Origin of the sequence: Streptomyces sp. NPDC057137, assembly GCF_042670825.1 — a bacterium.
Taxonomy (GTDB): domain Bacteria; phylum Actinomycetota; class Actinomycetes; order Streptomycetales; family Streptomycetaceae; genus Streptomyces.
Genome location: NZ_JBHUUW010000013.1, coordinates 111,373 through 136,696 on the forward strand (window position 1 = coordinate 111,373; position 25,324 = coordinate 136,696).

The following is a 25,324-nucleotide window of genomic DNA, read 5'->3' on the forward strand; positions in this document are numbered from 1 at the left end:
GTGCGCGCCCGCGCAACGACCGCGGAGGTGGGCTTCGGTCCCATTCTTCCGGGGGGTTTGCCCCACAGGCATGGCGGAGCGGCCACACGCTCCCCATAGCCTTACTCACGGCAGCCGATTGGCTACTTTGAGTGAAAGGAAGTTGCGATGCGTCTCGACTCTGCGGGCCGAGTGGCGATCCTCGCCTCGACAACTCTGATGCTGGTCGGCGCGGTGAGCGCCGGCGCGGCCCAGGCCCAGGAATCCAGCGGGCCCATCACCTACTCGATCGACTTCTCCAACCCCCGGGAGAGCGACGACAACGACCTGCCCGAACCCTACGGCGAAGTCGTCGTGAGGGCCCCGTGGGGCCAGCAGACCGCCCTGTGGCAACATCCGGACCGGGACATCAACACCCCCACCCTGCCCCGCTATCCGCTGTTCGGCGGCGCCGAGCACAGGTTCGTGCCCCACCCGGTCAGCGAGGTGTGCGCCTTCGTGGGGGAGGACGACACCGGCATCAACGCCGACGACATCCTCGCCGACGGCTGCGTCCCCTACACGGGCCCCGGCCCGTACACCATCAGCGCCGAAGGCGGATCCGTGACCGTCACCGTGTACGACTTCGGCTGAGCCCGGTCCTTCTGACCAAGCCCTGACCCCCCGCCACAGCTGCCCCGCTGTCCCGGAAGGCCTGTCCTTCCGGGACAACGGGGCGGGGCCATGACCGACACCCCCTAGGACCGGTCGGCCAACCGCTCCCGCGCCTCCGCCAGGTCCGCCTCCGTCGGCGCGTCGTCCTGGGTCAGACTGCGGCGCCAGTAGCCGGTGAAGTGGACCGAACGCTTGTCGAGGCCGCGTCCGCCGACCAGATGCCGCCGCAGCGCCCGTACCGCGCTCGCCTCCCCGCCGAGCCAGGCGAACACCGAGCCCGCCGGGAACTCGGCCGCGCGCACGGCCTCCACCAGCGGCGAGCCGTCCGTCGTCGCGGCACGGTGCAGCCAGTGCACCGTCACCTCGCCCGCCGACTCGAACCGCTGCTCCTCGGCGGCGTCCCACACCTCCACGTACGCCACCGCACGCGCCCCCTCGGGCAGCGCCTCGATGATCGTGCCGATCGCGGGCAACGCCGACTCGTCACCGGCCAGCAGCATCCAGTCGGCGGTCCCGAGCGGTACGGGCTCCGCGAAGTACGCGGACGGGCCGAACATACCGAGCACATCCCCGGGCCCGGCCGACCGCGCCCACCGGGTCGCGGGGCCTTCACCGGAGCCCGCGCCGTCACCCGCCTCGTCAGCCGACCCGTCGTGCAGGACGAAGTCGACGTCGACGGTGCCCCGCGCCGGGTCGTGCGACCGGATCGTGTAGCTGCGCGTCCAGGGCCGTTCGTCCTCCGGGATCGCCTGGAACGCCCCGTACCAGCGCATCACATCCCCGTCGGCGCCTGGTTCGGGGAGCCGGGGTACGGTCTGCCCCGGCCGGGGGAAGTAGAGCTTCACCTGCTGGTCGGGGGCGTCGTAGCTGAAATCGGCCAGTGCGGGACCGCCGAGGGTGACGCGGACCATGCGCGGCGAGATCCGACGTACGGCGGAGACCTCCACGGTCCGTACCGGCAGGGCCGGCGCGGCGGGGCGTCCGGCAGTCGTGTCCGTGTCCGCGGGCGTGTCTGGGTGACGTGTCATGCCGGAACGGTCGCAGCCGCCACCGATACGCGACCGACACGCCACCTACACGGCGCCCCGGCGGCGCCGACTACAGCGCCGCGGCCACCGCGTCCACGAAGCGCGCGTGCCCCCGATGACTGCACGGCGCCTCCGGATTCCATGCCACGGTGCGCACCCGCTCCTGGAGCGCGCGCCAGTGGCGGTCGCTCCGCAGCGCGTCGGGCGTGGCCGCGTTCGCCCGTACGTCCCCGAGCACGACGTCCGGATCGAGCGCGAGCGCCTGTGCCCAGTCCGTCGTACGCCAGTTGCCGCCCGCCCCCTGACCGGGATCGAGCAGATCGACGCCGAGCGCCGACAGCGCCCGCAGGTCCGGCCAGGTGCCGGGCCGTGCGAGATGTACGGTGCCGGGCCCGGCGGCCGACAGGGCGAGCACCCGGGCCGCGGCGGGCCGCGCGGTGAGCGTACGCAGCCGGGCCTCCGCCCACTCCAGGTCCTGCGCGTCGGGCTCTTGCGGTGCGCCGAGCGAGCGGGCGAGCGCCGTGAACCGGTCCCTGATCCCGTCCAGCGGCCGGTCCTTGCCCACGTCGATGACGACCACGGGCACCTGCTCCTCCAGATGCTTGGCCGCCTCCGGATCGATGCCGTAGATCTGGCCGCCGCCGTAGCTGACGGCGACCAGCAGGTCCGGTTCGGCGGCGAGGACGGCGTCCGGATCGACCGAACTGCCCGCGGCGAAGTCCCGGACGGCGCCGAGCGGCAGTCCGCCCGCTTTCGCGGGGTCGGGGGAGTCGCCGTCGTGGTGGGACCCGAAGATGCCCAGGGGGCGCAGGCCGTGGTCCCACAGGGTCGCGCCCGCCTGTATGTAGGCGACCACCCGGTCCGGGCGGCGGGGCGCGACGGTGAGATGGCCGCGATCGTCCGTGAACTCCCAGCTGCTGTGCGGGGACATGGTGTCGCCTCGTTCCGCTCTCGTGGTGAGGTGCGTGAGTGTGACCCTGCCCGGCGGATGGCGCCGGAAGTCCAACCGTACGCCGGTCAGGGCTCGATGAGGCCGGCCCTGATGGCGTATCGAGTCAGTTCCACCCGGTCCTTCAGCCCCAGCTTCTGGAGCAGATTGGCCCGATGGCGCTCGACCGTCTTGGCGCTGATGACGAGCAGTTCGGCGATCTCCTTCGACGAGTGGCCCTCGGCGACGAGTTTCAGGATCTCCTCCTCCCGCGCGGTCACGGCCTTCTCCGGGATGCTGTCGCCCCGCCGTACCCGGTCCAGGTAGTTGCGGATGAGGGCGGTGACGGCGCCGGGATAGAGGAACGGCTCGTCGCGCATCGCCGCCCGGCACGCCTCCAACAGATCCCGGTCCGCGACCGACTTGAGCACGTAGCCGCTCGCGCCGCACTTCAACGCCTCGAAGAAGTACTGCTCGTTGTCGTACATCGTCAGGATCAGGATGCGTGTGTCCGGGAGCAGCCGGGAGAGTTCGCGAGCGGCCTGGAGGCCGGTCAGCCTCGGCATCGCGATATCCAGAATGGCCAGATCGGGGCGGTGTTCGCGGGCCATCTCGATGGCCTCGGCGCCGTCGCCGGCCTCCGCGACCACGGTCAGGTCCGGCTCGCCGTCGAGGATCAGCCGCACCCCGCGCCGTACGAGGGCGTGGTCGTCGGCGAGCAGGATGCGGGTCGGAACCGGCTCGGCAGTGCTGGTGGGACCGGAGTTCGGGTAGGTCATGGCGGTCAGTGGCTCCCGTTCGTGAGAGGCGCGGCCGGTCCGAGGTGCGTGGCGGGGACGTGCAGCCGTACCTCCGTACCGCCGCCCGGCGCGTCGCCCAGCGACACCTCGGCGCCGATCAGCAGCGCGCGCTCGCGCATGCCCCGGATGCCCGCGCCCTCCGGGGCCGTACCGATTCCGTGTCCGTCGTCCCTGACCAGCAGTTCGAGTCCGAGCGCGCCGTGGTGCAGGGCCACACCGACCTGCTGGGCCCGTGCGTGCCGGACGATGTTGGTGAGCCCTTCCTGGGCGACCCGGTAGAGGACCAGCTCGACCTCCTGGTCCAGTGCGGGGAGATCGCCGTCGAAGCTGCGCCTGAGGTCGAGATCGGTGTGGGCGGTGGTCTCGTTCGTCAGCGCCTTGAGCGCGCTGATCAGCCCCAGCTCCTCCAGCACCCCGGGGCGCAGCCGGCGGGCGATCCTGCGGATCTCGTCCAGGCTGTCCCTGGTGGTCTCCTGCACCTGGCGCAGTTCGTCCCGCAGCGGCTCGGGCGCCCGGTCGGCGACGTGCTTGAGTTCGAGCAGCACGGCGGTCAGGGTCTGGCCGATCTCGTCGTGCAACTCCTGGGCGATCCTGCGCCGTTCGGCCTCCTGCGCGGAGAGCGCGAGCGCGCTGCTGGCCGCGCGTTCGGCCTCCAGACGGTCCAGCATCGTGTTGAACGTCCTGATCAGTTCGGCGATCTCCCCGTGTCCCGACACGGCCGGCCGGGGGCCCGGACGCAGCAGATCGGTGGTGGTCATCGCGCGGGTGAGCCGTTGCAGCGGTCCGAGTCCGATCCGCAGCAGCGCGGCGTTCGCGATCAGCATGGCGACCAGACCGGCGGCCATGATCATCGCCTCGGTGAGCAGGACCGGCGTGGAGACCGTGACGGGGCCGAGCAGCAGCAGCGCGGTCGCCGCGAACAGCACGGCGGCGTTGAGCAGGAAGATGCGCCAGAACAGGGACAGGGACACGGACGCGGACACGGAGTACGGCCTCCTCGGGGTGGACCTCCCCACTATCGCCCGTAGGGCCCGCGACCCCTCGCCACCCCGGGGCGTCCGCATGTCCCACACCCCCGGGATACATGGTCCACACCCCCGGACATGGGTGTCGGCACCGATGGTGACGGCACGGGGCGCCGGGTGATCGTGGACACAGACATCCCGGGGGAGGAGGTCCCATGCACGCCCCCGACGAAGACCGGCTCCTCGACGATCTCGCCGACCGGCTGCGGCACGACGATCCGCGCTTCGCCGCCGCGTTCGAACGTGGCCTGCCCCGCCGCCCCCGGGAGTACCGCCACGGCGTGGCGTGGCTGACGCTCGCTGTCGGGCTCGGTCTGCTCGGGCTGGGCATCGCGCTGGGACACGGGCTCCTGCTCGCGGGCGGGCTCGTGGTGTCCGGGGCGGCCGGGCATCTCTTCGACCCGAACCGGGAGCACATCCGGCGCGGCACGCCGCCGCCCACCTGACCCACAGCCGTCAATACCCGGACCAATCACCGGAATCGGCCCATTTTCTTTTACGTTAAAATGGATGACGAGTTGCCGCCGCTCGGTTGAGCGTTGGGCTGCTCGTTGCCGATCGGTGGTCGAGGCGGAGGGGCGGCTCATGGACGAGCGCAGCCGTACCGCCTTAGCGCCCCGGCCGGCCGCCGGCGACTGACCGGCCCCGCCTCGCCGCATGGTGGAGAATTCCCCCGGCCAGGGGCCCCGCGGCCCACACACCGCCAACGCATGCCCGCATGCCCGCATGGAGCGCCTTCCTATGGAGCACACCGCTCACGTCAGCAAGACCGCCCTGCCCGGGGTCGGTACCCGCTACGACCTCAACACCGACTCGGGCCGTCATATCTCGGTCGTGGTGCACCAGGACGGGCGCCGCATCGTCGCCTTCCACGATCCCGAGGACGACGACAACTGCAAGGACTCCACCCCGCTGGCCCCGTACGAGGCGACGGCACTCTCCAAGCTCCTGATGCCGGACCCGGTCGGGCACCTCCACCAGCACCTGGAGATCGACCTCGTCACGGAGCACATCCCGATCACCAAACGCTCCCCCTTCGCAGGACGCACGCTCGGCTCCACCCAGGCCCGTGCCCGCACCGGCGCGTCCATCGTCGCCGTCCTGCGCCGCACCGACGCCGTCCCCTCGCCCACCCCGGACTTCCGCTTCGCACTGGGGGACACGCTCGTCGTCGTCGGCACCAGGGAAGGCGTGGACGCCGTCGCCGAACTGATCACCGGAGGATAATCGCCCGTGCACGACACGACCGCGCTGCTCATCGAACTCGGGGCCGTCATCCTCGGCCTGGGCCTGCTCGGCCGGCTCGCCGGGAGGGTGGGCTTCTCGCCCATCCCGCTCTATCTGCTGGCGGGACTCGCCTTCGGTCATGGCGGCCTCATCCCCATGGCCGCCAGTGAGGAGTTCATCGCCACGGGCGCCGAGATCGGTGTCATCCTCCTTCTCCTCCTGCTCGGGCTGGAGTACAGCGCCTCAGAACTCGTCACCAACCTCAAGACCCAGTACCCCTCCGGCATCGTCGACTTCGTACTCAACGCACTGCCCGGTGCGATCGCCGCGCTCCTCCTCGGCTGGGGCGCCGTCGCCGCCGTCGCGCTCGCGGGCGTCACCTGGATCTCGTCGTCCGGCGTCATCGCCAAGGTGCTCGGCGACCTCGGCAGGCTCGGCAACCGCGAGACCCCCGTCATCCTCGGCGTCCTGGTCATCGAAGACCTCGCCATGGCCGTCTATCTGCCGCTGCTCACCGCGCTGTTGGCCGGACTGAGCCTCGCGGGCGGCAGCCTCACGCTGCTCATCTCGCTCGGCAGTGTGGGTGCCGTGCTGTACGTCGCGCTGCGCCACGGCCGGCTGATCAGCCGTGCGGTCTCCTCCGACAACCCGGAGATGCTGCTGCTGGTCGTCCTCGGACTCACCGTGCTGGTCGCGGGCGTCGCCCAGGAACTCCAGGTCTCCGCCGCCGTCGGCGCGTTCCTCGTCGGCATCGCGCTCTCCGGTGAAGTGGCCGAAGGCGCCCACAACCTGCTCGCGCCGCTGCGTGATCTCTTCGCCGCCGTCTTCTTCGTGTTCTTCGGTCTGAACACCGATCCCGCCGCCATCCCGCCGGTGCTGGTGCCCGCCCTGATCCTGGCCGTCGTCAGTGCGCTGACGAAGATCGCCACGGGCTGGTACGCGGCACGCAGAGCGGGCGTCAAGACGGCCGGCCGCTGGCGGACGGGCGGCACCCTCGTGGCGCGCGGCGAGTTCTCCATCGTCATCGCGGGTCTCGCCGTCGGCGTGGAGCCCCGGATCGGGCCACTGGCCACCGCGTATGTGCTGATCCTGGTCATCCTCGGGCCGCTGGCGGCCCGTTGGACCGAACCGCTGGCCCGGCGCTTCACCCGCAAGCCGCCCCCGAAGGCGCCGCCGGTCACCGAGAAGTCCGGCGCCGAGGAGTCCGGCGCCGAGGAGTCCGCGACGGAGGCGCCCGCCACGGAGGCCCCCGTCCTCCCGGGGCCGGGGGCGACCGACACGGCTCCTTCGCACGGCTGAGACTCGTCCGAGGTCCGGACACGCCGAAGGGGCACGGAGCGCGAGTCGCGCGCGCCATGCCCCTTCGGGTGTGCGGGTGTGCCGATGCGGTACGAGTCGTCAGACCCCGACACCGAAGTCGGCGGCGATGCCGGACAGGCCACTCGCGTAACCCTGGCCGACGGCGCGGAACTTCCACTCGGCGCCGTTGCGGTACAGCTCGCCGAAGACCATCGCGGTCTCGGTCGCCGCGTCCTCGCTGAGGTCGTAGCGCGCCAGCTCGGCGCCGCCGTCCTGGTTCACGACGCGGATGAAGGCGTTGCGGACCTGGCCGAAGCTGTGGCCGCGGCTCTCGGCGTCATGGATCGACACCGGGAAGACGATCTTGGTGATCTCGGCAGGCACGGCCGCCAGGTTCACCTTGACGACCTCGTCGTCACCCTCGCCCTCACCGGTCAGGTTGTCACCGGTGTGCTCCACCGAACCGTCGGGGCTCTTGAGGTTGTTGTAGAACACGAAGTTCTGGTCCGTGCCGACCTTCCCGGCCTCGTTGACCAGCAGGGCGCTGGCGTCCAGGTCGTAGTCGGTACCGGTCGTCGTGCGGACGTCCCACCCGAGACCGACCAGGACGGCTGTCAGCCCCGGCGCCTCCTTGGTGAGCGAGACATTGCCGCCTTTGGACAGGGAAACTCCCACGCTGCTCCTCCTGAGTTGAGCTGGTGACCGTAACAAAAATCTACAACACTGTAGAAGTGTGTGCGGGGCGGCGGAGCTGCCACGCCGGAGCCACGCCGGACGTGCGCCGGATGGACCCAGGCCGCACGTCGGGAACGGAGGGAGACGGTGTGAGGGAACAGGTCGGTGGGGACGGCGGCCCGGACGGGCGCCCGCGTCGGCGCGGTCAGGGCGAGCTGGAGGCCCAGGTGCTCGCCGTACTGCGGCAGGCGCCCGGACCGGTCAACGCGGGCTGGGTGCTCGACCGGCTCGGCGGGGACCTGGCGTACACGACGGTCATGACCATCCTGACCAGGCTCCAGGCCAAACGGGCGGTCACCCGCGAGCGGGTGGGCCGGTTCTTCGAATGGTGCGCGACCTCCGACGAGGCGGGACTCGCCGCCCTGCGGATGCGGCGCGTACTGGACGCCGAGTCGGACCGCGAAGCCGTACTGGCCCGGTTCGTCACCACCCTCTCGCCGGACGACGAACGGCTGCTGCGCGACCTCCTCGGTCTCCCCGAGGACGGGGCGGAGGACTGACCGGGATGGGAGTGTTCGTCCTGCTGCCGCTGCTGCTGCCCCTGACCGCGCTGCCGATCGCGCGCCTCGCCGAGCGGCATCTCCATCCGCGCGTCGCCACACGGCTGTTGTCGGCGCTGGCCGCCGTCCTGGCGGTGTGCAGCACGGTGTGCCTGGGGCTGCTGGTGGTCGTCGGTACGGTGCAGCTGCCCGGTCATCCACTGCCGGACGCCTGGGCCGACCGGGAGGCCCGTACCACCGCGCCGTACGAGGAGGCCGCGGGCAAGGGCGCCGTCGTCGCGCTGCTCGCCGTGGCCGTGTCGTGGTCGACCGCCGTCCGCAGGCACCGGCGCGTCCGTCGGCAGGCGGAGCACGCGCTGGCCGGGGTGCCGGACGGTGAACTCGCCGTGCTGGCCGACGAGGCGGCGTACGCGTACGCGCTGCCGGGCGTACGGAGCCGGCCGCCCCGCGCCTCGTCGACGGCTCCGTCCATGGCCCGGTCCAAGGCTCGTTCCCGGGCTCGGCGCACGGCATGGTTCACGCGGCGGCCGGTCGTGCGCGACGGGATCTCCGGGGGCCGGATCGTTGTCTCCACGGCCATGCTCGCGTGTCTGGACTCCGGCGAACGCGCGGCACTCTTCGCCCATGAACGGGCCCATCTCGCGGGACACCACCACCGCTATCTGCTCGTGGTCCGCTTCGCCGCGCGGGCCAACCCGCTGCTGCTGCCGTTGCGGTCGGCCGTTGCCTACACGACCGAGCGGTGGGCGGACGAGGAGGCGGCCCGGGTGACGGGCGAGCGGCGGGTGGTGGCGCGGGCCATCGGCAAGGCGGCCCTCGTCACGCGTGGCACGCCCACCCCGACGCTGGCGGGCTTCGCCGCGCCGGGCCCGGTGCCGCGCCGGGTGGCCGCGCTGCTGGAACCCGCGCCGTCGGCAGTCAGCTGGCCGCCGGTCTTCACCGCGGTGGGTCTGGCCGCCTGGACGGCGGCGGCCGGAACGCTCGGATCGGCGCTCTCCTCGGCGAACGCGACGGTCACGCTGTTCCTCGTACTGAAGGCGGGCCCACTGTGAAAGCGCCGGCCGGGCCGACCGTGCGGCCCGGCCGACGCCGGAGAAGAGCGCGTGTCGCGTAGCGCGTCCTAGACGTCGAACTCCTGCGGCTGGAGGTCGAGCGCGAAGCACGCCTCACGGACGACGGCCCGCTCCTGCGCGTCGAAGTTGCCGTCGGCGCCGCCGATGACGATGCCGATCTGGATGACGGCACGCGCCTCGGTCGGCTTCTTCTTCGCCTTGGCGACTTCCTGGAGCACATTGACCTTGCCGAGCGACGGGTCGGCGATGAGCTTGTTCAGGTAGTCGTCGAAGCGCTTCTGCAGATCGGCGGGCGGGAAGTTCCGCAGCACGTCGTTGCTCGTGATCAGCTGCGTGACGCGCTGACGCTCGGCCGGGTCGATGGAGCCGTCGGCCGCCGCGACCAGGGCGCACATCGCCATGCTGGCGTCGCGGAACGAACCGCTCTTGAGGTCGTTCTTCTTCGCCTCCAGCTGGGTCTGCATCGTCTGGGCGGATTCCTTGATGCGATCCCACAGGGCCATGAGTGCTCCGTATGTCTCGGGCTGCCCGTACCGGGGGAAGGGGTGGCACGGACAGTGTCTGTTTCTACAGTGATGTAGAAGTTATCAGGTCTCCGAGGCGCGACCGTGCTCCGAGGTACCACCGTCGGACTCCCGCCACATCGGCGGCTCGACGGGGCCGCGCGGCGCCGGCCGGAACAGCACGGCACGTACGACACGCGGCGCGAACAGCACACTCAGCGGCGCGGTGAGATGCAGCGCGGCACGGAACGCCGTACCGACGACCGGATCGCCGCCCGCCCGCTGCTCCACCCGCGCCAGGTACCAGGCCGCGGGCCGGTCGGCCGCGCGGGTCCGGGCCGCGTCGCCGATGGCCCCTGGCATCTCCCTGTCCGCCCCGGCCGCGATGTCCCAGGCCTGTCGCGAGGCGGCGAGAAGCGCCCGCTGTACGCGCAGGGTCGTGGGTGTACGGCGCCGGTCCGCCAGCGCCTCGCGCAGCGCGACGGCGCCGAGCGCGGCGACGGTCATGCCGTGACCGTAGACGGGATTGAAGGTGCACAGCGCGTCGCCGGTGACGAGGAAGCCGGCCGGGCGGCGGCCCGGCCGGTCGTACCGACGGCGGACGTTGGCCGTGCCGCGGAACGAGCGCACGGGCGAGTCCGGCCGTGCCCGCGTCAGCCAGTCGTGCAGGAACGGGTGCGGGAGCAGCGCGGCGAAGTCGGCGAACTCCTCCTCGTTCGAAGGGGGTTCGCTTCCGCGCAGCCCGGAGAAGGTGACGAGGTAGCGGCCGTCCTCCATGGGCACCGCGACACCGCCGTGCACCTGGGTGGGGTTGGGAATGACGAAGTAGCCGACGGTGTCGGTGGTGCCGTCGTCCTCGCCGGGGCGGTAGACGCGGGTGGCGTAGGCGAGTCCGCTGTCGAGCGTCTCCTCCCGCGGCGGCTCGGCGCCGACGGCCGCGAGCCAGTCGGGCGCCCGCGAGCCGCGGCCGGAGGCGTCCACGACCAGATCGGCGGTCAGCGCGCGGGTGACGACGCCGCCCCGGGCCTTGGCGGCCTCCTCGGCCTTGGAGCCGGCCTTCGCACCGGCCCCGGCCCCGCGCTCCCGGAGCAGTACGCCGGTCGTCCGGACCGCGTCACCGAGCAGGCCCACGACCTCCGTACCCTCCACGGTCCGGATCCGCGGATCCGCCAGGACCCTGCGGCGTACGAGCCATTCGAGCAACGGGCGGGAAGGGGTGAGGAGATGGGCGGTGTCCGGCGTACGGCGATACCACCTGCCCGCCTGCCACTGGACCATGTCACCCGGCATTCCGATCCGGGGCGCGCCGTGCTGCCGTAACTCGGCGACGATGCCGGGGAGCAGGGTCTCCAGCGCCAACTGGCCCCCGGCGACCAGCACATGGATATGACTGCCCTGCGGCACACCGGACCGTGGCCGCGCCCCGTCGGGGAACCGGTCGCGCTCGACGATCGTCACCCGGTCGGCGTGCGCGGCGAGCACGTGCGCCGCGAGCAGGCCGGCGATGCTGCCGCCGATCACCACCGCGTGACGCGCCGGCCGGCCCGTGTGCCGGTAGGGAGGAGTTCGCTCCTGGGGGCCGGATTCCCGGCCGTATGCCTCGTCGTCCATGGCCACTTCTCCGGTTCCGTACGGCAGTTGATCGCAAGGGCCAGTATGTCGGAGGTGACGCACGGTGCCGGACGGTGTTCGGACGGTGAGTGGGACGTCTTCGGCCGGATCCGGTCCTACGGGCCGTCGGATCCGGCCGGAGCGGCGCTCGCCCCGCGCAGCGCCTCGGTGAGCCATTCGACCCACATGCGCTCCAGATCCATCCCGGCGCGCAGCACCAGATGCCGCAGCCGGTCCGCCTCCGTCCTCCCGGCCGTGCCCGATGCCTCCGTCCCCTCCGTCCCTTCCGTCCCCTCCGTGGGCTTCGCGGCGAAGTCCCGGGCCTCGATGTCCGTGTACTCGGCCAACTGCCGCTCATGGAGGGCGAGATGGCGCCGCAGCTCGTCGGGGAGCCCGTCGGTGCCGACCACCGCCGCCGCGCGCATCCTCAGCAGCAGGGGATCCCGGACAGGCTTGGGATCCTCCCTGCCCGACACCCAGCCGGTCAGCTCCTCGCGACCGGCCGGCAGCACCTCGTACTCCTTCTTCCGCCCCCGGGCCGGCTGCGCCGACGTCAGGGCGCGGATGTAGCCGGACTGCTCAAGTCTCCCCAGCTCCCGGTAGATCTGCTGATGCGTCGCCGACCAGAAGTAGCCGATCGAGCGGTCGAAGCGGCGGGTGAGTTCCAGGCCCGAGGAGGGTCTTTCGAGGAGGGCGGTGAGGATGGCGTGGGGGAGGGACATGACGGCATCCTAAAAGTTCGGACCGTCGGTCAGATCGTGGCGGCCAGCCGCGTCCCCTGGTCGATGGCCCGCTTGGCGTCGAGTTCGGCGGCGACGTCCGCGCCGCCGATGAGATGTACGGAGGCCCCGGCCGCGCGGAGCGCGTCGTACAGCTCGCGCCGTGGCTCCTGCCCGGCGCACAGGACGACGGTGTCCACGGGCAGGACGGTGGGTGAGCCGTCGACCGTCAGATGCAGTCCTTCGTCGTCGACACGCTCGTAGACGGCGCCCGCGATCGTGGTGACTCCGCGGTGGCGCAGCTCGGTGCGGTGGATCCACCCGGTGGTCTTCCCGAGCCCGGCGCCGACCTTCCCCGTCTTTCGCTGGATCAGATGAACCGTCCTCGGCGGCTTCGGCCGGACGGGCTCCCGCAGTCCGCCGGGGGAGCGGTAGTCGGTGTCGACTCCCCACTGCCGGAAGTAGGCGTCCGCGTCCAGGCTCGCGTGCTCGCCGCTGTCGGTGAGGAATTCGGCGACGTCGAATCCGATGCCGCCCGCGCCGATGATCGCGACGCGCTCGCCGACGGCGGCGTCGCCGCGCAGGACGTCGAGATAGCTGACCACACGGGCGTGGTCGATGCCGGGGATCCGCGGCGTACGCGGTGTGACACCGGTCGCCACGACGATCTCGTCGAATGCGGCCGCCGTGCCGTGCGCCAACTCCTCAACCGTGGCACGGGTGTTGAGCCGTACGTCCACCGCCAGGTGTTCGAGCCGGCGCCGGAAATAGCGCAGCGTCTCGTTGAACTCCTCCTTGCCGGGGATCCTTCTCGCGACGTTGAGCTGTCCGCCGATCTCGTCCGCCGCGTCGAACAGCGTGACCCGGTGCCCGCGTTCAGCGGCGGACACGGCGCACGCGAGACCGGCGGGACCGGCCCCGACGACGGCGATCCGCTTGGCACGCCGGGTGGGGGAGAGGACCAGCTCGGTCTCGTGGCAGGCCCGCGGGTTGACGAGACAGGAGGTGATCTTCCCGCTGAACGTGTGGTCCAGACAGGCCTGGTTGCAGCCGATACAGGTGTTGATCGTGTCGGCCTGCCCGTCGCGCGACTTCACGACGAAGTCGGGATCGGCCAGGAAGGGCCGTGCCATGGAGACCATGTCGGCGCGCCCGTCGGCGAGCAACTGCTCCGCCACCTCAGGGGTGTTGACCCGGTTGCTGGTGATCAGCGGCAGGGAGACCGACCCCATCAGCGCCTTGGTCACCCAGGTGTACGCGCCGCGTGGCACGGACGCGGCGATCGTCGGTATCCGGGCCTCGTGCCAGCCGATACCGGTGTTGATGAGCGTCGCGCCCGCCGCCTCGACCTCCTTGGCCAGCGTGACGACTTCGGCGAGCGAGGAGCCGCCCGGCACCAGGTCGAGCATCGACAGCCGGTAGATGAGGATGAAGTCGGGACCCACCCGCTCCCGGATCCGGCGGACGATCTCCAGTGGGAAGCGGACGCGGTTCTCGTAGCTGCCGCCCCACCGGTCCTCGCGCCGATTGGTACGCGCGGCGATGAACTCGTTGATGAGGTAGCCCTCGGAGCCCATGACCTCGACGCCGTCGTACCCGGCCAGCCGCGCCAGCTCCGCCGCCCGTACGAAGTCCTCGACCGTCTCCTCCACCTCGTCGTCGGTGAGGGCGTGCGGGACATAGGGGTTGATGGGGGCCTGGAGCGCGCTCGGCGCCACCAGATCCGGATGGTAGGCGTACCGCCCGAAGTGCAGGATCTGCATCGCGATCCGGCCGCCCGCGGCGTGCACCGCCGCGGTCACCCGCAGATGCTGCTCGGCCTCCGCCTCGGTCGTGAGCCGGGCACCGCCCTCGTACGGGCGCCCCCGGTCGTTTGGCGCGATGCCGCCGGTCACGATGAGGCCGACGCCGCCGCGCGCACGGGTGGCGTAGAAGGCGGCCATGCGGGCGAAGCCGTTCTCGGCCTCTTCCAGGCCGACGTGCATCGAACCCATCAGGACCCGGTTGGGGAGGGTGACGAAGCCCAGGTCGAGCGGGCTGAAGAGACGGGGGTACGGGCTCGGGGACGGGCTCATGGGGGGGGCTCCTCGCGCGGTGGTTACCCACTAGTAGTAGACCCGCCGGGACACTTTGTGCAACCAGTTGCACAAAGTGTGGTCCGTCTCTCCCCGCGTACCGCTCCTGTCCGACAGCGTCCGATCTCTGGTGGGTGCCCTTGCGCTACTCAGACCTTGCGGTAGCTGTACGCCTCCACGGCCGCCGCCTCCACCGCGTCCAGGTCCCCGCCCGCCGACGCCGTGACCACGGCCGCGACCGCGCCCTCCACGAAGGGCGCGTCCAACAGCCGGGCGCCCTCGGGCAGTTCGTCGCCCTCGGCCAGCAACGACTTGACGGTCAGCACGGCACTGCCGAGATCCACCAGAAGCGCGACGCCCGCGCCCCGGTCCACCTCGGCGGCAGCCCCAGCGATCAGCTCGGAACTCGTACCGAGCCCGCCGTCCGGAGTGCCACCGGCTGCGGCCACCGGTGCGGTCGTGCCGCCGCCCGCGAGCCCGGCGGCCAGTTCGGCGACAGCCTCCGCGACCGCCCGGCTGTGCGACACGAGCACGATGCCGACCGGCTTCTCGACGCTCACTCGCCCGCCACACCTTCGCCTGCCACGCCTTCGCCCGCCGTCGCCGCGAGGGCCGCGATCAGCAGCGCGGCGGACGTGGCGCCCGGGTCCTGATGCCCGATGCTGCGCTCACCGAGATAGCTGGCCCGGCCCTTGCGGGCCTGGAGCGGCACGGTCGCCACCGCGCCCTCGTCAGCGGCCGCCGCAGCAGCGGCGAACGAGGTGCCGAGCGCCGCCACCGCCGGCTCCAGCGCGTCGATCATCGTCTTGTCCCCGGCCTTCGCGCCGCCCAGCTGCGCCACGGCTGCGACCCCGGCGCCCAGGGCCTCGGCCAGCTGCGCGGGCGTGACCTCGGTGGAATCGCCGAGCGCCTTGCCCGTGCGCCGCAGCAGCGTCCCGTACAGCGGCCCGGAGGCGCCGCCCACGGTGGAGATCAACTGCCGCCCCGCGAGGACCAGTACGGCGCCGGGCGTCGCCGGCGGCTCCTTGTCCAGCACCGCCGTCACGGCCCGGAAGCCGCGCTGGAGATTGCTGCCGTGGTCGGCGTCGCCGATCGCCGAGTCGAGCTCGGTGAGATGGTCGGCCTCCCGTTCCACGGAGGTGGCCGCCGTCGTCAGCCAGCGGCGGAAGAAGTCGACGTCGAGCACCGGCTCGGAATCCTGGTCGGACACAAGGTCTCCTCGAAGAGCGTCGGGCGTACGGGTCTGCGTCTCTGCGTCGCAACCGGGTCAGCGGCCCCAGCGCAGTGCGGGCGTCTGCACCGGCGCGTCCCAGAGCCGCAGCAGATCCTCGTCGACCTGGCAGAGCGTCACCGAGCACCCGGCCATGTCGAGCGAGGTCACATAGTTTCCGACGAGCGTACGGGCCACCGCGACGCCGCGCTCGGCAAGCACCCGCTGCACCTCGGCGTTGAAGCCGTACAGCTCCAGCAGCGGAGTCGCCCCCATGCCGTTGACGAGCGCGATCACCGGGCCCGACGGGCGCAGGTCCTCCAGCACCGCGTCGACGGCGAAGTCCGCGATCTCGTGCGAGGTCATCATGGCGCGCCGCTCGCGCCCCGGCTCGCCGTGGATCCCGATGCCCAGCTCCAGCTCGCCGTCCGGCAGATCGAAGGTCGGGCTGCCCTTGGCCGGGGTCGTGACGGCGCTGAGGGCGACACCGAAACTGCGCGCGCTCTCGTTCACCTGCCGCCCGATCGCCTCGACCCGCTCCAGCGGCGCGCCCTCCTCGGCGGCGGCGCCGGCGATCTTCTCGACGAAGAGCGTGGCACCCGTACCGCGCCGGCCCGCCGTGAACAGGCTGTCCGTCACGGCGACGTCGTCGTTGACCAGCACCTTGCCGACGCGGATGCCCTCGTCCTCGGCCAGCTCGGCGGCCATGTCGAAGTTGAGGACGTCGCCCGTGTAGTTCTTGACGATGAACAGCACACCCGCACCACTGTCGACAGCGGCGGCGGCCCGCACCATCTGATCGGGTACGGGGCTGGTGAACACTTCACCCGGACAGGCGGCGGAGAGCATCCCGGGCCCCACGAAGCCCCCGTGCAGCGGCTCATGCCCGGAACCGCCGCCCGAGACGAGCCCCACCTTTCCCTCGACGGGTGCGTCGCGGCGTACGACGACACGGTTGTCCACATCGACGGACAGCTCGGGATGCGCGGCGGCCATCCCACGCAGCGCGTCGGCGACCACGGTCTCCGGGACATTGATGAGCATTCTCAACGGATCCTCCTCGAAAGGTTGCCGGCCAGGCTTCTGAGCCGGGTTCTACCTGGTCGGCCGATGTGGGGTGGGCCGTACGCCTTGGCGGTGGGTGACGATCGACGGCGCTCCCTCGCGGGGGTGTTGCTGACTTCGCACTGACTGTCCTGACGGACTGTCAGGTCCGCTTCGGCCTGTCCATGTCCGTCTCCGGCGCACTCAGTATCGAAGAGGCAGGCGCGATCGTGAAGCCTGGCGCGCGGGCATCGAGTGGACTGTAGGCGGCGCTCCCGGCTTCGGGGGGCCTCGGCGCGAGGGAGTGGCGGCGGGAGCGGGACGTGCTCGGGGCCGAGGGGCACGCGCTGTGTTTCCGGTCCGGCCCCCGTCATGGCTGCGCCATCCGGCGACTTCGGCCCGTGGCCGGGCACGGCCGAGCGATATGGGTCGGCTCGTGCCGGGGCGGGTCGGTGCGGGCCGGCGGTTCAGCTCGACGTGAGTGTGCGCCGGTGATTCCTGGTCAGCGGCGGCCGGTGGCCAGGGTGACGAGGAACTGGCCGCCGCCCGGCTCGATGCCGGCGGTCACCGGCAGCCCCGGTACGAGTCGGGAGAACCGGTCCACCAGCCAATCCGCCGCCTCCTGGGCGTCCCGCATGGTCGGACAACGGCACACCATCTCGCGGCCCCCCTTGCGCTCCAGCCTCGCGGCAACGGTGATCAGCGGCGCGGGTTCGACCACGTACAGGCTGTCCGGCCAGGCGATGACCACCTTGACCGCACCCTTGCGGGTGTTGCATCCGCGGTGCGCGAGCCGCTCGGCGACCTTGGCCTTCCGGTCGGCGGTCCGGCTGTCGACGCTGGGCCCCCGCGGGTCGTTCACCGACTCGTCGGGGTCGACCGCCTCGTCACACACCCAGCATCGCCAGCCGTCGCGCTCGGCCACATCATCAAGGAGACTCATCCGAGCAAACTAGCCTGCCCGGCCGCCACCCCGCGCACGAGGGCCGCATCGACGGGGAACTCCTCGCGCGCGACGGCGGATGGTCACCGCCCACGCGACGATGTCGGTGGCCGACGCGGCGAAGACAGGGCACTGTTCCATGCCCGGCTCTCAACTGGACCGCGTATCGAGGGAGTTGAGGCCGCGTCGGCGACCCGCACGAGAGGGCCCTGGTGCCAACGCCGTGGTGACAAGGCCCTCAGGTGCGTCGGTCGTCCGGTTACTCGGCCTCTTCGTAGACGACCCACACCTGGCCGCGGTCGAAGGCCATCGGTTCGCCGTTCGCCCGGGTGAAGGTGGTGCCCGCCTCCGCGGTGGGCCGGTCCCAGGTGGTCTCGTACGCCCGGCCGTCGCGCAGCACGGTGGCCGAGCCGGTGCCGACCGTCTTCTCGTACGGGGTCTCGCCGCTGGAGTCCGGCGGCATGGCGACCTTCTGGACCACGATGGTCTTTCCGCCGAGACGGTCGCCGTCGCCGCTCATCGCGGGGGCGTCGTCGAAGGACGCGAGCCAGCGGTCCTCCTCAGCCGACCAGGTGAAGGAGGTGAGGGCGGCGCCGTAGTTCACGGCGCGCTCCGTGGTCGGGGTGCCGCCCGCAGGCGCGTCGTCCCCGAAGCGGAAGCCGATGTCGTCACTCGTGCTGGCCTCGGGAGCCTCTTCGAGGATCTTGTCGGGGTACCCGTAGAGGTTGTGGGGAGCCTCGTGGTCGGTGCCCCGGTAGTAGTCGTCGGGGAAGTCCTCGTGGGACACGCCGTAGAGCGTGGACGCGTTGATCATGTCCACGACCTCGGCCCGTGCGCCGGAGTACGCGAGCGCGGGCCGGTCGAACATGCGGAGCTGCTCGATGTTGTACTCGCGAGCGCTGCGGACGGGCCCCACGGCGGCGGGCAGTTTGCTGGAGTAGAGGCCGAGCAGTCGGCTCAGGCCGCCCTCGACCTTCTCGACGAAGACGATGTCCGCGTCCTCCAAGGCGGTCTGCGGCCGGGCGCCCTTGTGGTTGTCGATCTTCACAGCCAGGACGGGGGCCGGCTCGGCAGGCAGTCCCGTGAAGGGCGAGGTGGCTTCCGCGGGCGCGGAATTTCCGCGCGGGGTGACCTCTCCCGCCCAGGAGGTCGTGGCCTGCCCCGCTGCCAACGCGCCCACCACGGCCAGAGAGGCCAGCAGGCGTGGGGTCATCCGCGCACCTCGGGTTTTTCCGGTGGGGGTCGGTGAGGCGGTGTTGCCCAGCATGAACGGCCTTCCGTCGTGGGGGAGTCGGATGGACCGCTACCTCATCTCGTCGGGACCGCGGGCGTCAATACCGTTGTATGACATGTTCGCGCTTCGCGAACGCGACTGCCGGCGGACGCTCTCGCCCGTACGGGCGAGGACATCCACCATCACCCGGTGAGCCACGCCGCCGGGAAATCAGGTCGATTCGCGCACCACGAGTTCGTTCGGCATGATCACCGGCCCTGTGGGGCCGCCGTCGATCAGGCCGAGGAGCAGGTGGACGGTGGCGGTCGCCTGGTCGGCCATCGGGCTGCGCACCGAGGTGAGCGCGGGACTGGTGTAGGACGCGGCTTCTATGTCGTCGAAGCCGATGACCGCCACGTCTTCGGGGACACGCCGCCCCGCCTGATGGAGGGTACGCAGGGCTCCGATCGCCATCAGGTCGTTGGCCGCGAACACCGCGTCGAGACCGGGATCGTCCTCCAGGAGCTGCCGCATGGCTTCGGCGCCGGAGGCTCTGGTGAACTCGCCCAGTGCCACGATGGACCGACGGCCGGTGTCCCGCAACGTCTGACGGTAGCCGTCGAGACGCTCACGTGCCTCGTACAGTTCGAGCGGCCCGGTGATGGTGGCGATCCGGCGCCGACCGCGCTCCAGAAGATGACGCACCGCCAGTGCCGCACCGCCGGCGTTGTCCAGCGCCACGTACGGGACGTCCTGTGCGGAGGTGCGGTTGAAGGACACGACGGGCAGGCCCTGCCGGGCCAGTGCGGCCGGCAGGGGATCCGTACCGTGCAGGGCGACCAGGAGCACGCCGTCCACATGCCCGCCGGCGATGTACTCCACCACTCTGGTCCGGCTCTGGTCCGATTCCGCGAGCATGAGTACGAGCCGTTTGCCCGTCTTCTCAAGCTCTCTGCTGACGGCGCGGACGACGGCGGAGAAGAGGGGGTCGTCGGAGACGACTCCTTGAGGCGGATCGGAGACCACCACGGCGAGCGTGTCCGTGCGGCGGGTGACGAGATTGCGTGCCGCCCCGTTGGGCACGTAGCCCAACTCCTGTACGGCGCGCATGACGACGTCCCGGATCTGCGGGGCGACCGTCGTCTCGCCGTTGATGACACGGGAGACGCTCGATTTGGACACGCCCGCTCGGGCGGCGACCACTTCGAGAGTGGGGCGTTTCATACCTGTCCGTCCCCTGTGCTGCCGCCCGGATTCGTGCGCGGAGCGGGTTTTCTCATCGGGGCGACCTCCGGCTCTGCGTCATGACGATGTGAGCAGCGTATCCGCAGGCCGGGGCGGCATGAGCAGGCCCCCGAGCCCGTCCTCCTCAGCGTCGCCCCCATGCGGCTGACGGTGTGTCACTCGGCTTGTGAGAGACCGCTCCCTTCGTTTGTCGTAGGCGTTACATCGCTGTTTTTTCAAGGTGAAACAGCTCTTGACAGCCCCTGCCAACCCCTCCATCCTCCCTCTCAGGGAGCGCTCCCTCACCCTCCCCCTCGTCTGAGGAGTCGCCCATGCAATCGCTGCTGCGCCGCTTCAACTTATTCCTGGCCCTCGCGGCCTCACTGCTCGCTTTCATCGCTCTCCCCGCCCCTTCCGCCCAGGCGGCGGAGGTCCTGCTCTCCCAGGGAAAGTCCGCCACCGCGTCGAGTACCGAGGGAGCCTTCACCGCTCCGAGCGCCGTCGACGGCGACCCCGGGACGCGCTGGTCCAGCGCCTTCGCCGACCCGCAGTGGATTCGGATCGACCTCGGGGCAAGTGCCGAGATCAGCCGGGTCGTCCTCAACTGGGAAGCCGCGTACGGCACGGCGTTCAGGATCGAGGTGTCGACCGACGCCCAGAGCTGGACAACCGTCCACCAGACGGCCACGAGCACGGGCGGCACCCAGAACCTGACCGTTTCCGGCACCGGCCGCTATGTGCGCATGTACGGGACACAGCGGGCCACCGCTTACGGCTTCTCGCTGTGGGAGTTCCAGGTGTACGGCACCGCCGGTTCCGGCGGTCCGGGCGGTGACGCCGGGAGGCTGCTCTCCTACGGCAGGCCGGGCGCGGCTTCCTCCTCCCAGGCCGACGGGAACTGCTGGGAGTGCACGCCCGCCAGGGCCTTCGACCGGGACCCGGCCTCTCGCTGGGCCACCAGCGCCACCACGGGATGGACCGATCCCGGCTGGATCTCCATCGATCTCGGCGCGACGGCGCAGATCGACAAGGTCGTCCTGCAGTGGGATCCCGCGTACGCCAAGTCCTTCCAGATCCAGGTCTCGTCGAACGGAACCGACTGGACGCCGATCTATTCGACGACGTCCGGCACGGGCTTCAAGCAGACACTGGCCGTCTCCGGCACCGGCCGTTATGTGCGCATGTACGGGACCGAGCGTGCCACCCCTTACGGCTACTCGCTGTGGGAGTTCCAGGTGTACGGCACCGGCGGCGCTCCGATCCAGCCTCCGCCCCTGCCCAGCGACCCCGCGAACCCGCCGCGGCTGGTGTGGGGCGACGAATTCGACGGCGCCGCGGGCGGCAGGCCCGACGCCTCGAAGTGGCGGCCCGATCCGGGCACCGGCCCGAACAACGAGCTGGAGTACTACACCGACAACCGCAACGCCGCACTCGACGGGGCGGGCCACCTGGTGATGGAGGCACGTAAGGAGGTCACCGCCGGATCGTCGTGCCCGCGTGACCCGTTGAGCGGCAGCACCACCTGTCAGTACACCTCGGCGCGGATGAACACCGGCGCGACGTTCCAGTTCACCTACGGGCGCGTCGAAGCACGCATCAAGGTGCCCAAGGGCAACGGTCTGTGGCCCGCGTTCTGGATGATGGGCGCCGACTTCCTGACGGGCCGGCCGTGGCCGTACAACGGCGAGATCGACATCGTCGAAGTCCTCGGCAAGGACGTGAAGACCGCCTACTCGACCGTCCACGCGCCCGCCTACAACGGCGGAGGCGGAATCGGCGCGCCGTACAACCTGCCCGGGAACGCCGACTTCTCCGACGACTTCCACACCTGGGCCGCCGACTGGAACAGCAGAGGCATCACCTACAGCCTGGACGGCCGGACCGTCTTCACCCTCGACAAGGACGAGGTGGAGCGGACACGCGGACCGTGGATCTTCGACCACCCCCACTACATGATCCTCAACCTGGCGGTCGGAGGTGACTGGCCGGGCCCGACAGACGCCAGTACCCCCTTCCCCTCCAAGATGCTCGTCGACTACGTGCGGGTCTACCAGTAGCCCCGGCCGCCCCGGCGTTCGCGAAATTCCCGGGCCGCTCGTTCTCCCCCTCCTCCCCCTCGCTCCACTCCGGCAAGAAGAACTTTCACCCCCCCGATGCTCGTGAGGACGTGAGATGCGCAGACATCCCGCACATCTGTACACACTGTTGGTGAACGCCTTGGTGGTCGTGCTGGCCGCCGCCCTGAGCCTGACCGTCTCGACCCAGCAGGCGCAGGCCGCGACAGTCACCGTCCAGGCCGAGTCCTACGCGGCCCAGTCAGGTGTCACGCTGGAGGCGACCTCGGACACCGGAGGCGGGCAGAACGCCTCGTATCTCGCCGACGGCGACTGGATGCGCTTCGACAACGTCGACCTCGGCGCGGCCGGCCGGCTGACCGTGTCGGCCCGGATCGCCTCCGCCGTCGGCTCGGGCACGTTGGAGTTACGCACCGCCGGACTGACCGGACCGCTGCTCGCCGTCATACCGATCGCCCCGACCGGCGGTTGGCAGAACTGGGCGACCAGGGCCACCCAGGTCACCACCCACCCCACCGGCTCCCAGACGGTGTTCGCCGTGCTGCGCGGCACGACACCCGGTGACTTCGCCAACATCAACTGGCTTTCCTTCGTCGGCGAGGGGGACAGCGCGGCGGCCGGCTGGATCCCCATCGACCAGGCCAAGTGGAACGCTCAGTTGGCACAGTTCCGTGCGATGACACCGGCCGCGGTGCCCGCCGGTGTGGTCCGGGTTCCGGAGTTCAACGCCACCTGCGTCTACAGTCACTCCAAGCCGGACGACCCCATCGTCTTTCCGGGCCTTCCCGGCGCGTCCCACATGCACAGCTTCTTCGGCAACAAGAGCACCGACGCGTTCTCCACGACCGATTCGCTGCTGGCCAACGCGCCGACCAGTTGCACCCCCGCCGACGATTTCTCGGCCTACTGGATCCCCACCCTCTACGAGAACGACAAGGCCGTCGAATCCGAGGGCATGATCGTCTATTACGGTTCCCGGCTCCCCGACCCCTCGGTGACCGTGCCGTTCCCGCAGGGATTCCGCATGATCGCGGGTGACGCCAGGGCGCAGGCGCCCACCCCGGCAGGATCGCCGGGCCAGTTCTGGTGCGCCGGCGCGGGCGGTGAGATCGGCAGAAGCGCCGACGGCAACTGGCCGGTCTGCGCGCCGGGGGCCCACCTCACCCACCAACTCGTCTTCCCCGACTGCTGGGACGGCAAGAACCTCGACAGTCCCGACCACAAGTCGCACGTGGCGTTCACCTACGACGGCAAGTGCAGCGGCGCCTACCCCGTCGCCATCCCGAACCTCTCTTTCGTCACCAGCTACCCGACCAGCGGCAGCACTCAGGGCTTCCGGCTGGCCTCGGGCCTGCCATCGTCCATCCACGGTGATTTCTTCAACGCCTGGGACAACGCCGCTCTCGGACACCGCGTGAAGGACTGCATCACCCAGAAGGCCAAGTGCAACTCCGCCGGTACGTTCTGACCCTGTGATCGGCATGCGCCGTGGCCACGGCGCGGCGTGGTAGGTACAACTGGTGCGTAAGGACGTCCTGCCGGCCCGGCCCTGACCCTTGTGGCCGGGCCGGCGGACGGCCCGTACGGGAAGCGGCTTGAACGCGGCCCGCGCGGCCCACGGCTGACAGCACGCACCCGGACACCGGCCCCCACCCTCTCTTTCGCACCTTCCGCCAGGCGAAGAAATTCGCGGGTGTGGAGCCGGGCGGGCCGGCCGGCTCGTCGAACTCGATCGCCACCTCGGCCCGCACCACACCCGCCGTGGCAGCGGGGACCGGCCAGTTCTCGATCAACGCGAGGCCCTGCAAAGACATGCCGACGAGCCTGAGCGGTCCCGCGGCCCGGCAGCCCAGGAGTGCTGCCGCCGCCCCGCGGGAGCAGCCTGCCGATTTCCTACCTGTTCCGCTTGCTTGGAGTGCACTCCAAGGCCATAACGTCGAGGGCATGCCTGTATCGAGAGGGTCTCGCCGGCGTCCCGGAAGACTGCCCGACCTCGATACCGGCTCCCGGCCAAACACGAAATAAGCGGGAGCCAGACGACCGATATCCCAGGAGCATCTCTCATGCAACAACGCAAGCTAGGGCAACACCTCGAAGTTTCGGCTCTCGGGCTCGGCTGCATGGGCATGAGTTTCTTCTACGGTCAGCCACAAGACACAGCCGAGATGACGAAGCTGCTGCGGGCGGCCGTCGACCACGGCGTGACTTTCTTCGACACTGCCGAGGTCTACGGCCCCTTTACCAATGAGGAGTTGGTCGGTCAGGCGCTGGCACCGGTCCGCGACCAGGTGGTGATCGCCACCAAGTTCGGAATCAAGCACGGCGAGCACGGGCCGACCCCGATGTCCGGGGTCGACAGCAGACCCGAGCAGATCCGCCAAGTGACCGAGGCCGCGCTCAAGCGTCTTCAAACCGAAAGCATCGACCTGCTCTACCAACACCGCGTCGACCCCAACGTGCCCATTGAAGACGTGGCCGGCACGGTCAAGGAGCTGATCGCCGAAGGCAAGGTAAAGCACTTCGGCTTGTCCGAGGCCGGTGCCGCGACGATTCGTCGCGCCCACGCCGTGCAGCCAGTAACGGCACTGCAGAGCGAGTACTCGCTCTGGATGCGCGAGCACGAAACCGAAATCATTCCGACGTTGGAGGAACTGGGCATCGGTCTGGTGCCCTACAGCCCGCTCGGCAAAGGATTTTTGACCGGCACGATCGATTCCAGCACGTCGCTGGCCGACAACGACCTCCGCCGCCTGCTTCCGCGCTTCAGCCCTGAAGCACGGCAAGCCAACCAGGTGTTGGTCGACCTGCTGCGGCAGATTGCCGACGACAAAGAAGCCACGCCGGCCCAGATCGCTCTCGCCTGGGTGCTGGCGCAGAAGCCGTGGTTCGTGCCGATCCCCGGCACCACCAAGCTGCACCGCCTGGAAGAGAACCTGGGCGCACTCGACGTCGAGCTCACAACCGGCGACCTACATCGGATCGAAGAGGCCGCGGCCAACATCCGGATCCAGGGCGAACGTCTCCCTGAGCAGTTGCAGTCAGGGTTCGGCCGCTGAACCCCGCCCGACTTTCCGGGCGGCGTGATGTCGCGGGGCTTGGGCGATGTTGGTCGCGCCGCGCAGGCGATGCGTAGACCGTTGCCTGTGCGGATCTGGGTTCGGTCCTCGTCGAAGGTGGGGTCGCGGACCCGGTGCAGTCGGTTTTCGATGCGCCAGTGGCCGCGTACCCGCTTGCCATCCACCGCGATCAACCGCCGGGCGGCTCCGACCGGTTCGGTTCGCGCGTCCGCCCAGCAACCGATGGCGAGGTCCAGTTGATCGCCGTCCAGTCGCGCAGCACGCGGCGGACGGTCGGCTCACAGGGCACGTCAGCGCCGGCTCGGAGTTCGTACGTTCCCCACTGCAAGTGCCGTACGTACCCTGCGCTTTGGACCCTCGCTTCTGCTCACGGACGACGAGA

Annotated in this window: 24 protein-coding genes and 1 pseudogene; 9 read left to right on the forward strand and 16 right to left on the reverse strand. The window is 70.6% G+C overall.

What is annotated here, in order from left to right:
- Positions 1 to 147: 147 nt before the first annotated feature.
- The gene (locus ACFT9I_RS14135) at positions 148 to 612 is read left to right on the forward strand and encodes a hypothetical protein (RefSeq protein WP_382563962.1); all 465 of its coding nucleotides are present in this window, start codon (positions 148 to 150) and stop codon (positions 610 to 612) included.
- A gap of 104 nt (positions 613 to 716) precedes the next feature.
- Here ACFT9I_RS14135 and ACFT9I_RS14140 read toward each other — a convergent pair whose 3' ends face one another.
- The 4 genes from ACFT9I_RS14140 to ACFT9I_RS14155 all read right to left on the reverse strand — a co-directional run bounded on the left by ACFT9I_RS14140 (position 717) and on the right by ACFT9I_RS14155 (position 4,354).
- A complete protein-coding gene (locus tag ACFT9I_RS14140; protein ID WP_382563964.1) occupies positions 717 to 1,661 on the reverse strand; it encodes a siderophore-interacting protein in 945 nt (314 codons plus the stop codon).
- 70 nt (positions 1,662 to 1,731) lie between these two features.
- Positions 1,732 to 2,592 (reverse strand): ABC transporter substrate-binding protein, encoded by an 861-nt coding sequence (locus ACFT9I_RS14145; protein WP_382563965.1) that lies wholly within the window; start codon positions 2,590 to 2,592, stop codon positions 1,732 to 1,734.
- A gap of 86 nt (positions 2,593 to 2,678) precedes the next feature.
- Entirely contained in the window at positions 2,679 to 3,368 is a 690-nt protein-coding gene (locus ACFT9I_RS14150) for a response regulator (RefSeq protein ID WP_382563967.1), read from the reverse strand.
- Positions 3,369 to 3,373: 5 nt separating this feature from the next.
- On the reverse strand, positions 3,374 to 4,354 hold the full coding sequence (locus tag ACFT9I_RS14155; protein ID WP_382564039.1) for a HAMP domain-containing sensor histidine kinase: 981 nt from the start codon (positions 4,352 to 4,354) through the stop codon (positions 3,374 to 3,376).
- Positions 4,355 to 4,569: 215 nt separating this feature from the next.
- Between ACFT9I_RS14155 and ACFT9I_RS14160 the strand changes: the two genes are divergently transcribed.
- The 3 genes from ACFT9I_RS14160 (at position 4,570) to ACFT9I_RS14170 (ending at position 6,940) form a co-directional block, all read left to right on the forward strand.
- Positions 4,570 to 4,860 (forward strand): DUF3040 domain-containing protein, encoded by a 291-nt coding sequence (locus ACFT9I_RS14160; RefSeq protein WP_382563969.1) that lies wholly within the window; start codon positions 4,570 to 4,572, stop codon positions 4,858 to 4,860.
- A 295-nt stretch (positions 4,861 to 5,155) separates the two neighbouring features.
- On the forward strand, positions 5,156 to 5,641 hold the full coding sequence (locus ACFT9I_RS14165) for a cation:proton antiporter regulatory subunit (RefSeq protein ID WP_078078737.1): 486 nt from the start codon (positions 5,156 to 5,158) through the stop codon (positions 5,639 to 5,641).
- Between the two features lie 6 nt (positions 5,642 to 5,647).
- Entirely contained in the window at positions 5,648 to 6,940 is a 1,293-nt protein-coding gene (locus tag ACFT9I_RS14170; RefSeq protein ID WP_382563972.1) for a cation:proton antiporter, read from the forward strand.
- A gap of 99 nt (positions 6,941 to 7,039) precedes the next feature.
- Here the strand turns inward: ACFT9I_RS14170 and ACFT9I_RS14175 are convergent, their stop codons facing one another.
- A complete protein-coding gene (locus ACFT9I_RS14175; RefSeq protein WP_382563974.1) occupies positions 7,040 to 7,615 on the reverse strand; it encodes a TerD family protein in 576 nt (191 codons plus the stop codon).
- A gap of 110 nt (positions 7,616 to 7,725) precedes the next feature.
- On the opposite strand from ACFT9I_RS14175, the gene ACFT9I_RS14180 reads away from it, so the two are divergent.
- Positions 7,726 to 8,175, forward strand: coding sequence for a BlaI/MecI/CopY family transcriptional regulator (locus ACFT9I_RS14180; protein ID WP_382563975.1), 450 nt, complete (start codon positions 7,726 to 7,728; stop codon positions 8,173 to 8,175).
- Positions 8,176 to 8,180: 5 nt separating this feature from the next.
- Positions 8,181 to 9,227, forward strand: a complete 1,047-nt coding sequence (locus ACFT9I_RS14185) for a M56 family metallopeptidase (protein ID WP_382563977.1) — start codon at positions 8,181 to 8,183, stop codon at positions 9,225 to 9,227.
- A gap of 68 nt (positions 9,228 to 9,295) precedes the next feature.
- On the opposite strand, the gene ACFT9I_RS14190 is transcribed toward ACFT9I_RS14185, so the two are convergent.
- The 10 genes from ACFT9I_RS14190 to ACFT9I_RS14235 all read right to left on the reverse strand — a co-directional run bounded on the left by ACFT9I_RS14190 (position 9,296) and on the right by ACFT9I_RS14235 (position 19,790).
- Positions 9,296 to 9,751: a tellurite resistance TerB family protein gene (locus tag ACFT9I_RS14190; RefSeq protein ID WP_382563979.1), complete on the reverse strand. Its 456-nt coding sequence runs from the start codon at positions 9,749 to 9,751 to the stop codon at positions 9,296 to 9,298.
- Between the two features lie 84 nt (positions 9,752 to 9,835).
- Complete coding sequence (locus ACFT9I_RS14195) at positions 9,836 to 11,362, reverse strand: NAD(P)/FAD-dependent oxidoreductase (RefSeq protein ID WP_382563980.1); 1,527 nt, start codon at positions 11,360 to 11,362, stop codon at positions 9,836 to 9,838.
- Positions 11,363 to 11,478: 116 nt separating this feature from the next.
- Positions 11,479 to 12,084: a PadR family transcriptional regulator gene (locus ACFT9I_RS14200; protein ID WP_382563982.1), complete on the reverse strand. Its 606-nt coding sequence runs from the start codon at positions 12,082 to 12,084 to the stop codon at positions 11,479 to 11,481.
- Positions 12,085 to 12,113: 29 nt separating this feature from the next.
- Positions 12,114 to 14,156: an FAD-dependent oxidoreductase gene (locus ACFT9I_RS14205; RefSeq protein ID WP_382563984.1), complete on the reverse strand. Its 2,043-nt coding sequence runs from the start codon at positions 14,154 to 14,156 to the stop codon at positions 12,114 to 12,116.
- Positions 14,157 to 14,305: 149 nt separating this feature from the next.
- Positions 14,306 to 14,716: a PTS-dependent dihydroxyacetone kinase phosphotransferase subunit DhaM gene (locus ACFT9I_RS14210; protein WP_382563986.1), complete on the reverse strand. Its 411-nt coding sequence runs from the start codon at positions 14,714 to 14,716 to the stop codon at positions 14,306 to 14,308.
- The gene (dhaL, locus tag ACFT9I_RS14215) at positions 14,713 to 15,342 is read right to left on the reverse strand and encodes a dihydroxyacetone kinase subunit DhaL (protein ID WP_382564041.1); all 630 of its coding nucleotides are present in this window, start codon (positions 15,340 to 15,342) and stop codon (positions 14,713 to 14,715) included. Before dhaL ends, ACFT9I_RS14210 begins: the two co-directional genes overlap by 4 nt.
- A gap of 81 nt (positions 15,343 to 15,423) precedes the next feature.
- Positions 15,424 to 16,416 (reverse strand): dihydroxyacetone kinase subunit DhaK, encoded by a 993-nt coding sequence (dhaK, locus tag ACFT9I_RS14220; protein ID WP_382563987.1) that lies wholly within the window; start codon positions 16,414 to 16,416, stop codon positions 15,424 to 15,426.
- A gap of 496 nt (positions 16,417 to 16,912) precedes the next feature.
- Complete coding sequence (locus ACFT9I_RS14225) at positions 16,913 to 17,353, reverse strand: hypothetical protein (RefSeq protein WP_382563989.1); 441 nt, start codon at positions 17,351 to 17,353, stop codon at positions 16,913 to 16,915.
- Between the two features lie 259 nt (positions 17,354 to 17,612).
- Positions 17,613 to 18,566, reverse strand: coding sequence for a DUF3048 domain-containing protein (locus tag ACFT9I_RS14230; RefSeq protein WP_382563991.1), 954 nt, complete (start codon positions 18,564 to 18,566; stop codon positions 17,613 to 17,615).
- A 231-nt stretch (positions 18,567 to 18,797) separates the two neighbouring features.
- Entirely contained in the window at positions 18,798 to 19,790 is a 993-nt protein-coding gene (locus ACFT9I_RS14235) for a LacI family DNA-binding transcriptional regulator (RefSeq protein WP_382563993.1), read from the reverse strand.
- Between the two features lie 332 nt (positions 19,791 to 20,122).
- Here ACFT9I_RS14235 and ACFT9I_RS14240 point away from each other — a divergent pair, with 332 nt between their 5' ends.
- A complete protein-coding gene (locus tag ACFT9I_RS14240) occupies positions 20,123 to 21,847 on the forward strand; it encodes a discoidin domain-containing protein (RefSeq protein WP_382563995.1) in 1,725 nt (574 codons plus the stop codon).
- A 115-nt stretch (positions 21,848 to 21,962) separates the two neighbouring features.
- Positions 21,963 to 23,333: a DUF1996 domain-containing protein gene (locus tag ACFT9I_RS14245; protein ID WP_382563997.1), complete on the forward strand. Its 1,371-nt coding sequence runs from the start codon at positions 21,963 to 21,965 to the stop codon at positions 23,331 to 23,333.
- A 208-nt stretch (positions 23,334 to 23,541) separates the two neighbouring features.
- Here the strand turns inward: ACFT9I_RS14245 and ACFT9I_RS14250 are convergent.
- Positions 23,542 to 23,679, reverse strand: a pseudogene (locus ACFT9I_RS14250) (serine hydrolase); the annotation flags it as partial.
- 249 nt (positions 23,680 to 23,928) lie between these two features.
- Here ACFT9I_RS14250 and ACFT9I_RS14255 point away from each other — a divergent pair.
- The gene (locus ACFT9I_RS14255) at positions 23,929 to 24,921 is read left to right on the forward strand and encodes an aldo/keto reductase (RefSeq protein WP_382563999.1); all 993 of its coding nucleotides are present in this window, start codon (positions 23,929 to 23,931) and stop codon (positions 24,919 to 24,921) included.
- Positions 24,922 to 25,324 lie beyond the last annotated feature (403 nt).

Coding starts and splice junctions, on each gene's coding strand:
- ACFT9I_RS14135 (WP_382563962.1), top strand. CDS start 148: ATGCGTCTCGACTCTGCGGGCCGAGTGGCGATCCTCGCCTCGACAACT.
- ACFT9I_RS14140 (WP_382563964.1), bottom strand. CDS start 1,661: ATGACACGTCACCCAGACACGCCCGCGGACACGGACACGACTGCCGGA.
- ACFT9I_RS14145 (WP_382563965.1), bottom strand. CDS start 2,592: ATGTCCCCGCACAGCAGCTGGGAGTTCACGGACGATCGCGGCCATCTC.
- ACFT9I_RS14150 (WP_382563967.1), bottom strand. CDS start 3,368: ATGACCTACCCGAACTCCGGTCCCACCAGCACTGCCGAGCCGGTTCCG.
- ACFT9I_RS14160 (WP_382563969.1), top strand. CDS start 4,570: ATGCACGCCCCCGACGAAGACCGGCTCCTCGACGATCTCGCCGACCGG.
- ACFT9I_RS14165 (WP_078078737.1), top strand. CDS start 5,156: ATGGAGCACACCGCTCACGTCAGCAAGACCGCCCTGCCCGGGGTCGGT.
- ACFT9I_RS14180 (WP_382563975.1), top strand. CDS start 7,726: ATGGACCCAGGCCGCACGTCGGGAACGGAGGGAGACGGTGTGAGGGAA.
- ACFT9I_RS14185 (WP_382563977.1), top strand. CDS start 8,181: ATGGGAGTGTTCGTCCTGCTGCCGCTGCTGCTGCCCCTGACCGCGCTG.
- ACFT9I_RS14190 (WP_382563979.1), bottom strand. CDS start 9,751: ATGGCCCTGTGGGATCGCATCAAGGAATCCGCCCAGACGATGCAGACC.
- ACFT9I_RS14195 (WP_382563980.1), bottom strand. CDS start 11,362: ATGGACGACGAGGCATACGGCCGGGAATCCGGCCCCCAGGAGCGAACT.
- ACFT9I_RS14200 (WP_382563982.1), bottom strand. CDS start 12,084: ATGTCCCTCCCCCACGCCATCCTCACCGCCCTCCTCGAAAGACCCTCC.
- ACFT9I_RS14205 (WP_382563984.1), bottom strand. CDS start 14,156: ATGAGCCCGTCCCCGAGCCCGTACCCCCGTCTCTTCAGCCCGCTCGAC.
- ACFT9I_RS14225 (WP_382563989.1), bottom strand. CDS start 17,353: ATGAGTCTCCTTGATGATGTGGCCGAGCGCGACGGCTGGCGATGCTGG.
- ACFT9I_RS14230 (WP_382563991.1), bottom strand. CDS start 18,566: ATGACCCCACGCCTGCTGGCCTCTCTGGCCGTGGTGGGCGCGTTGGCA.
- ACFT9I_RS14235 (WP_382563993.1), bottom strand. CDS start 19,790: ATGAAACGCCCCACTCTCGAAGTGGTCGCCGCCCGAGCGGGCGTGTCC.
- ACFT9I_RS14240 (WP_382563995.1), top strand. CDS start 20,123: ATGCAATCGCTGCTGCGCCGCTTCAACTTATTCCTGGCCCTCGCGGCC.
- ACFT9I_RS14245 (WP_382563997.1), top strand. CDS start 21,963: ATGCGCAGACATCCCGCACATCTGTACACACTGTTGGTGAACGCCTTG.
- ACFT9I_RS14255 (WP_382563999.1), top strand. CDS start 23,929: ATGCAACAACGCAAGCTAGGGCAACACCTCGAAGTTTCGGCTCTCGGG.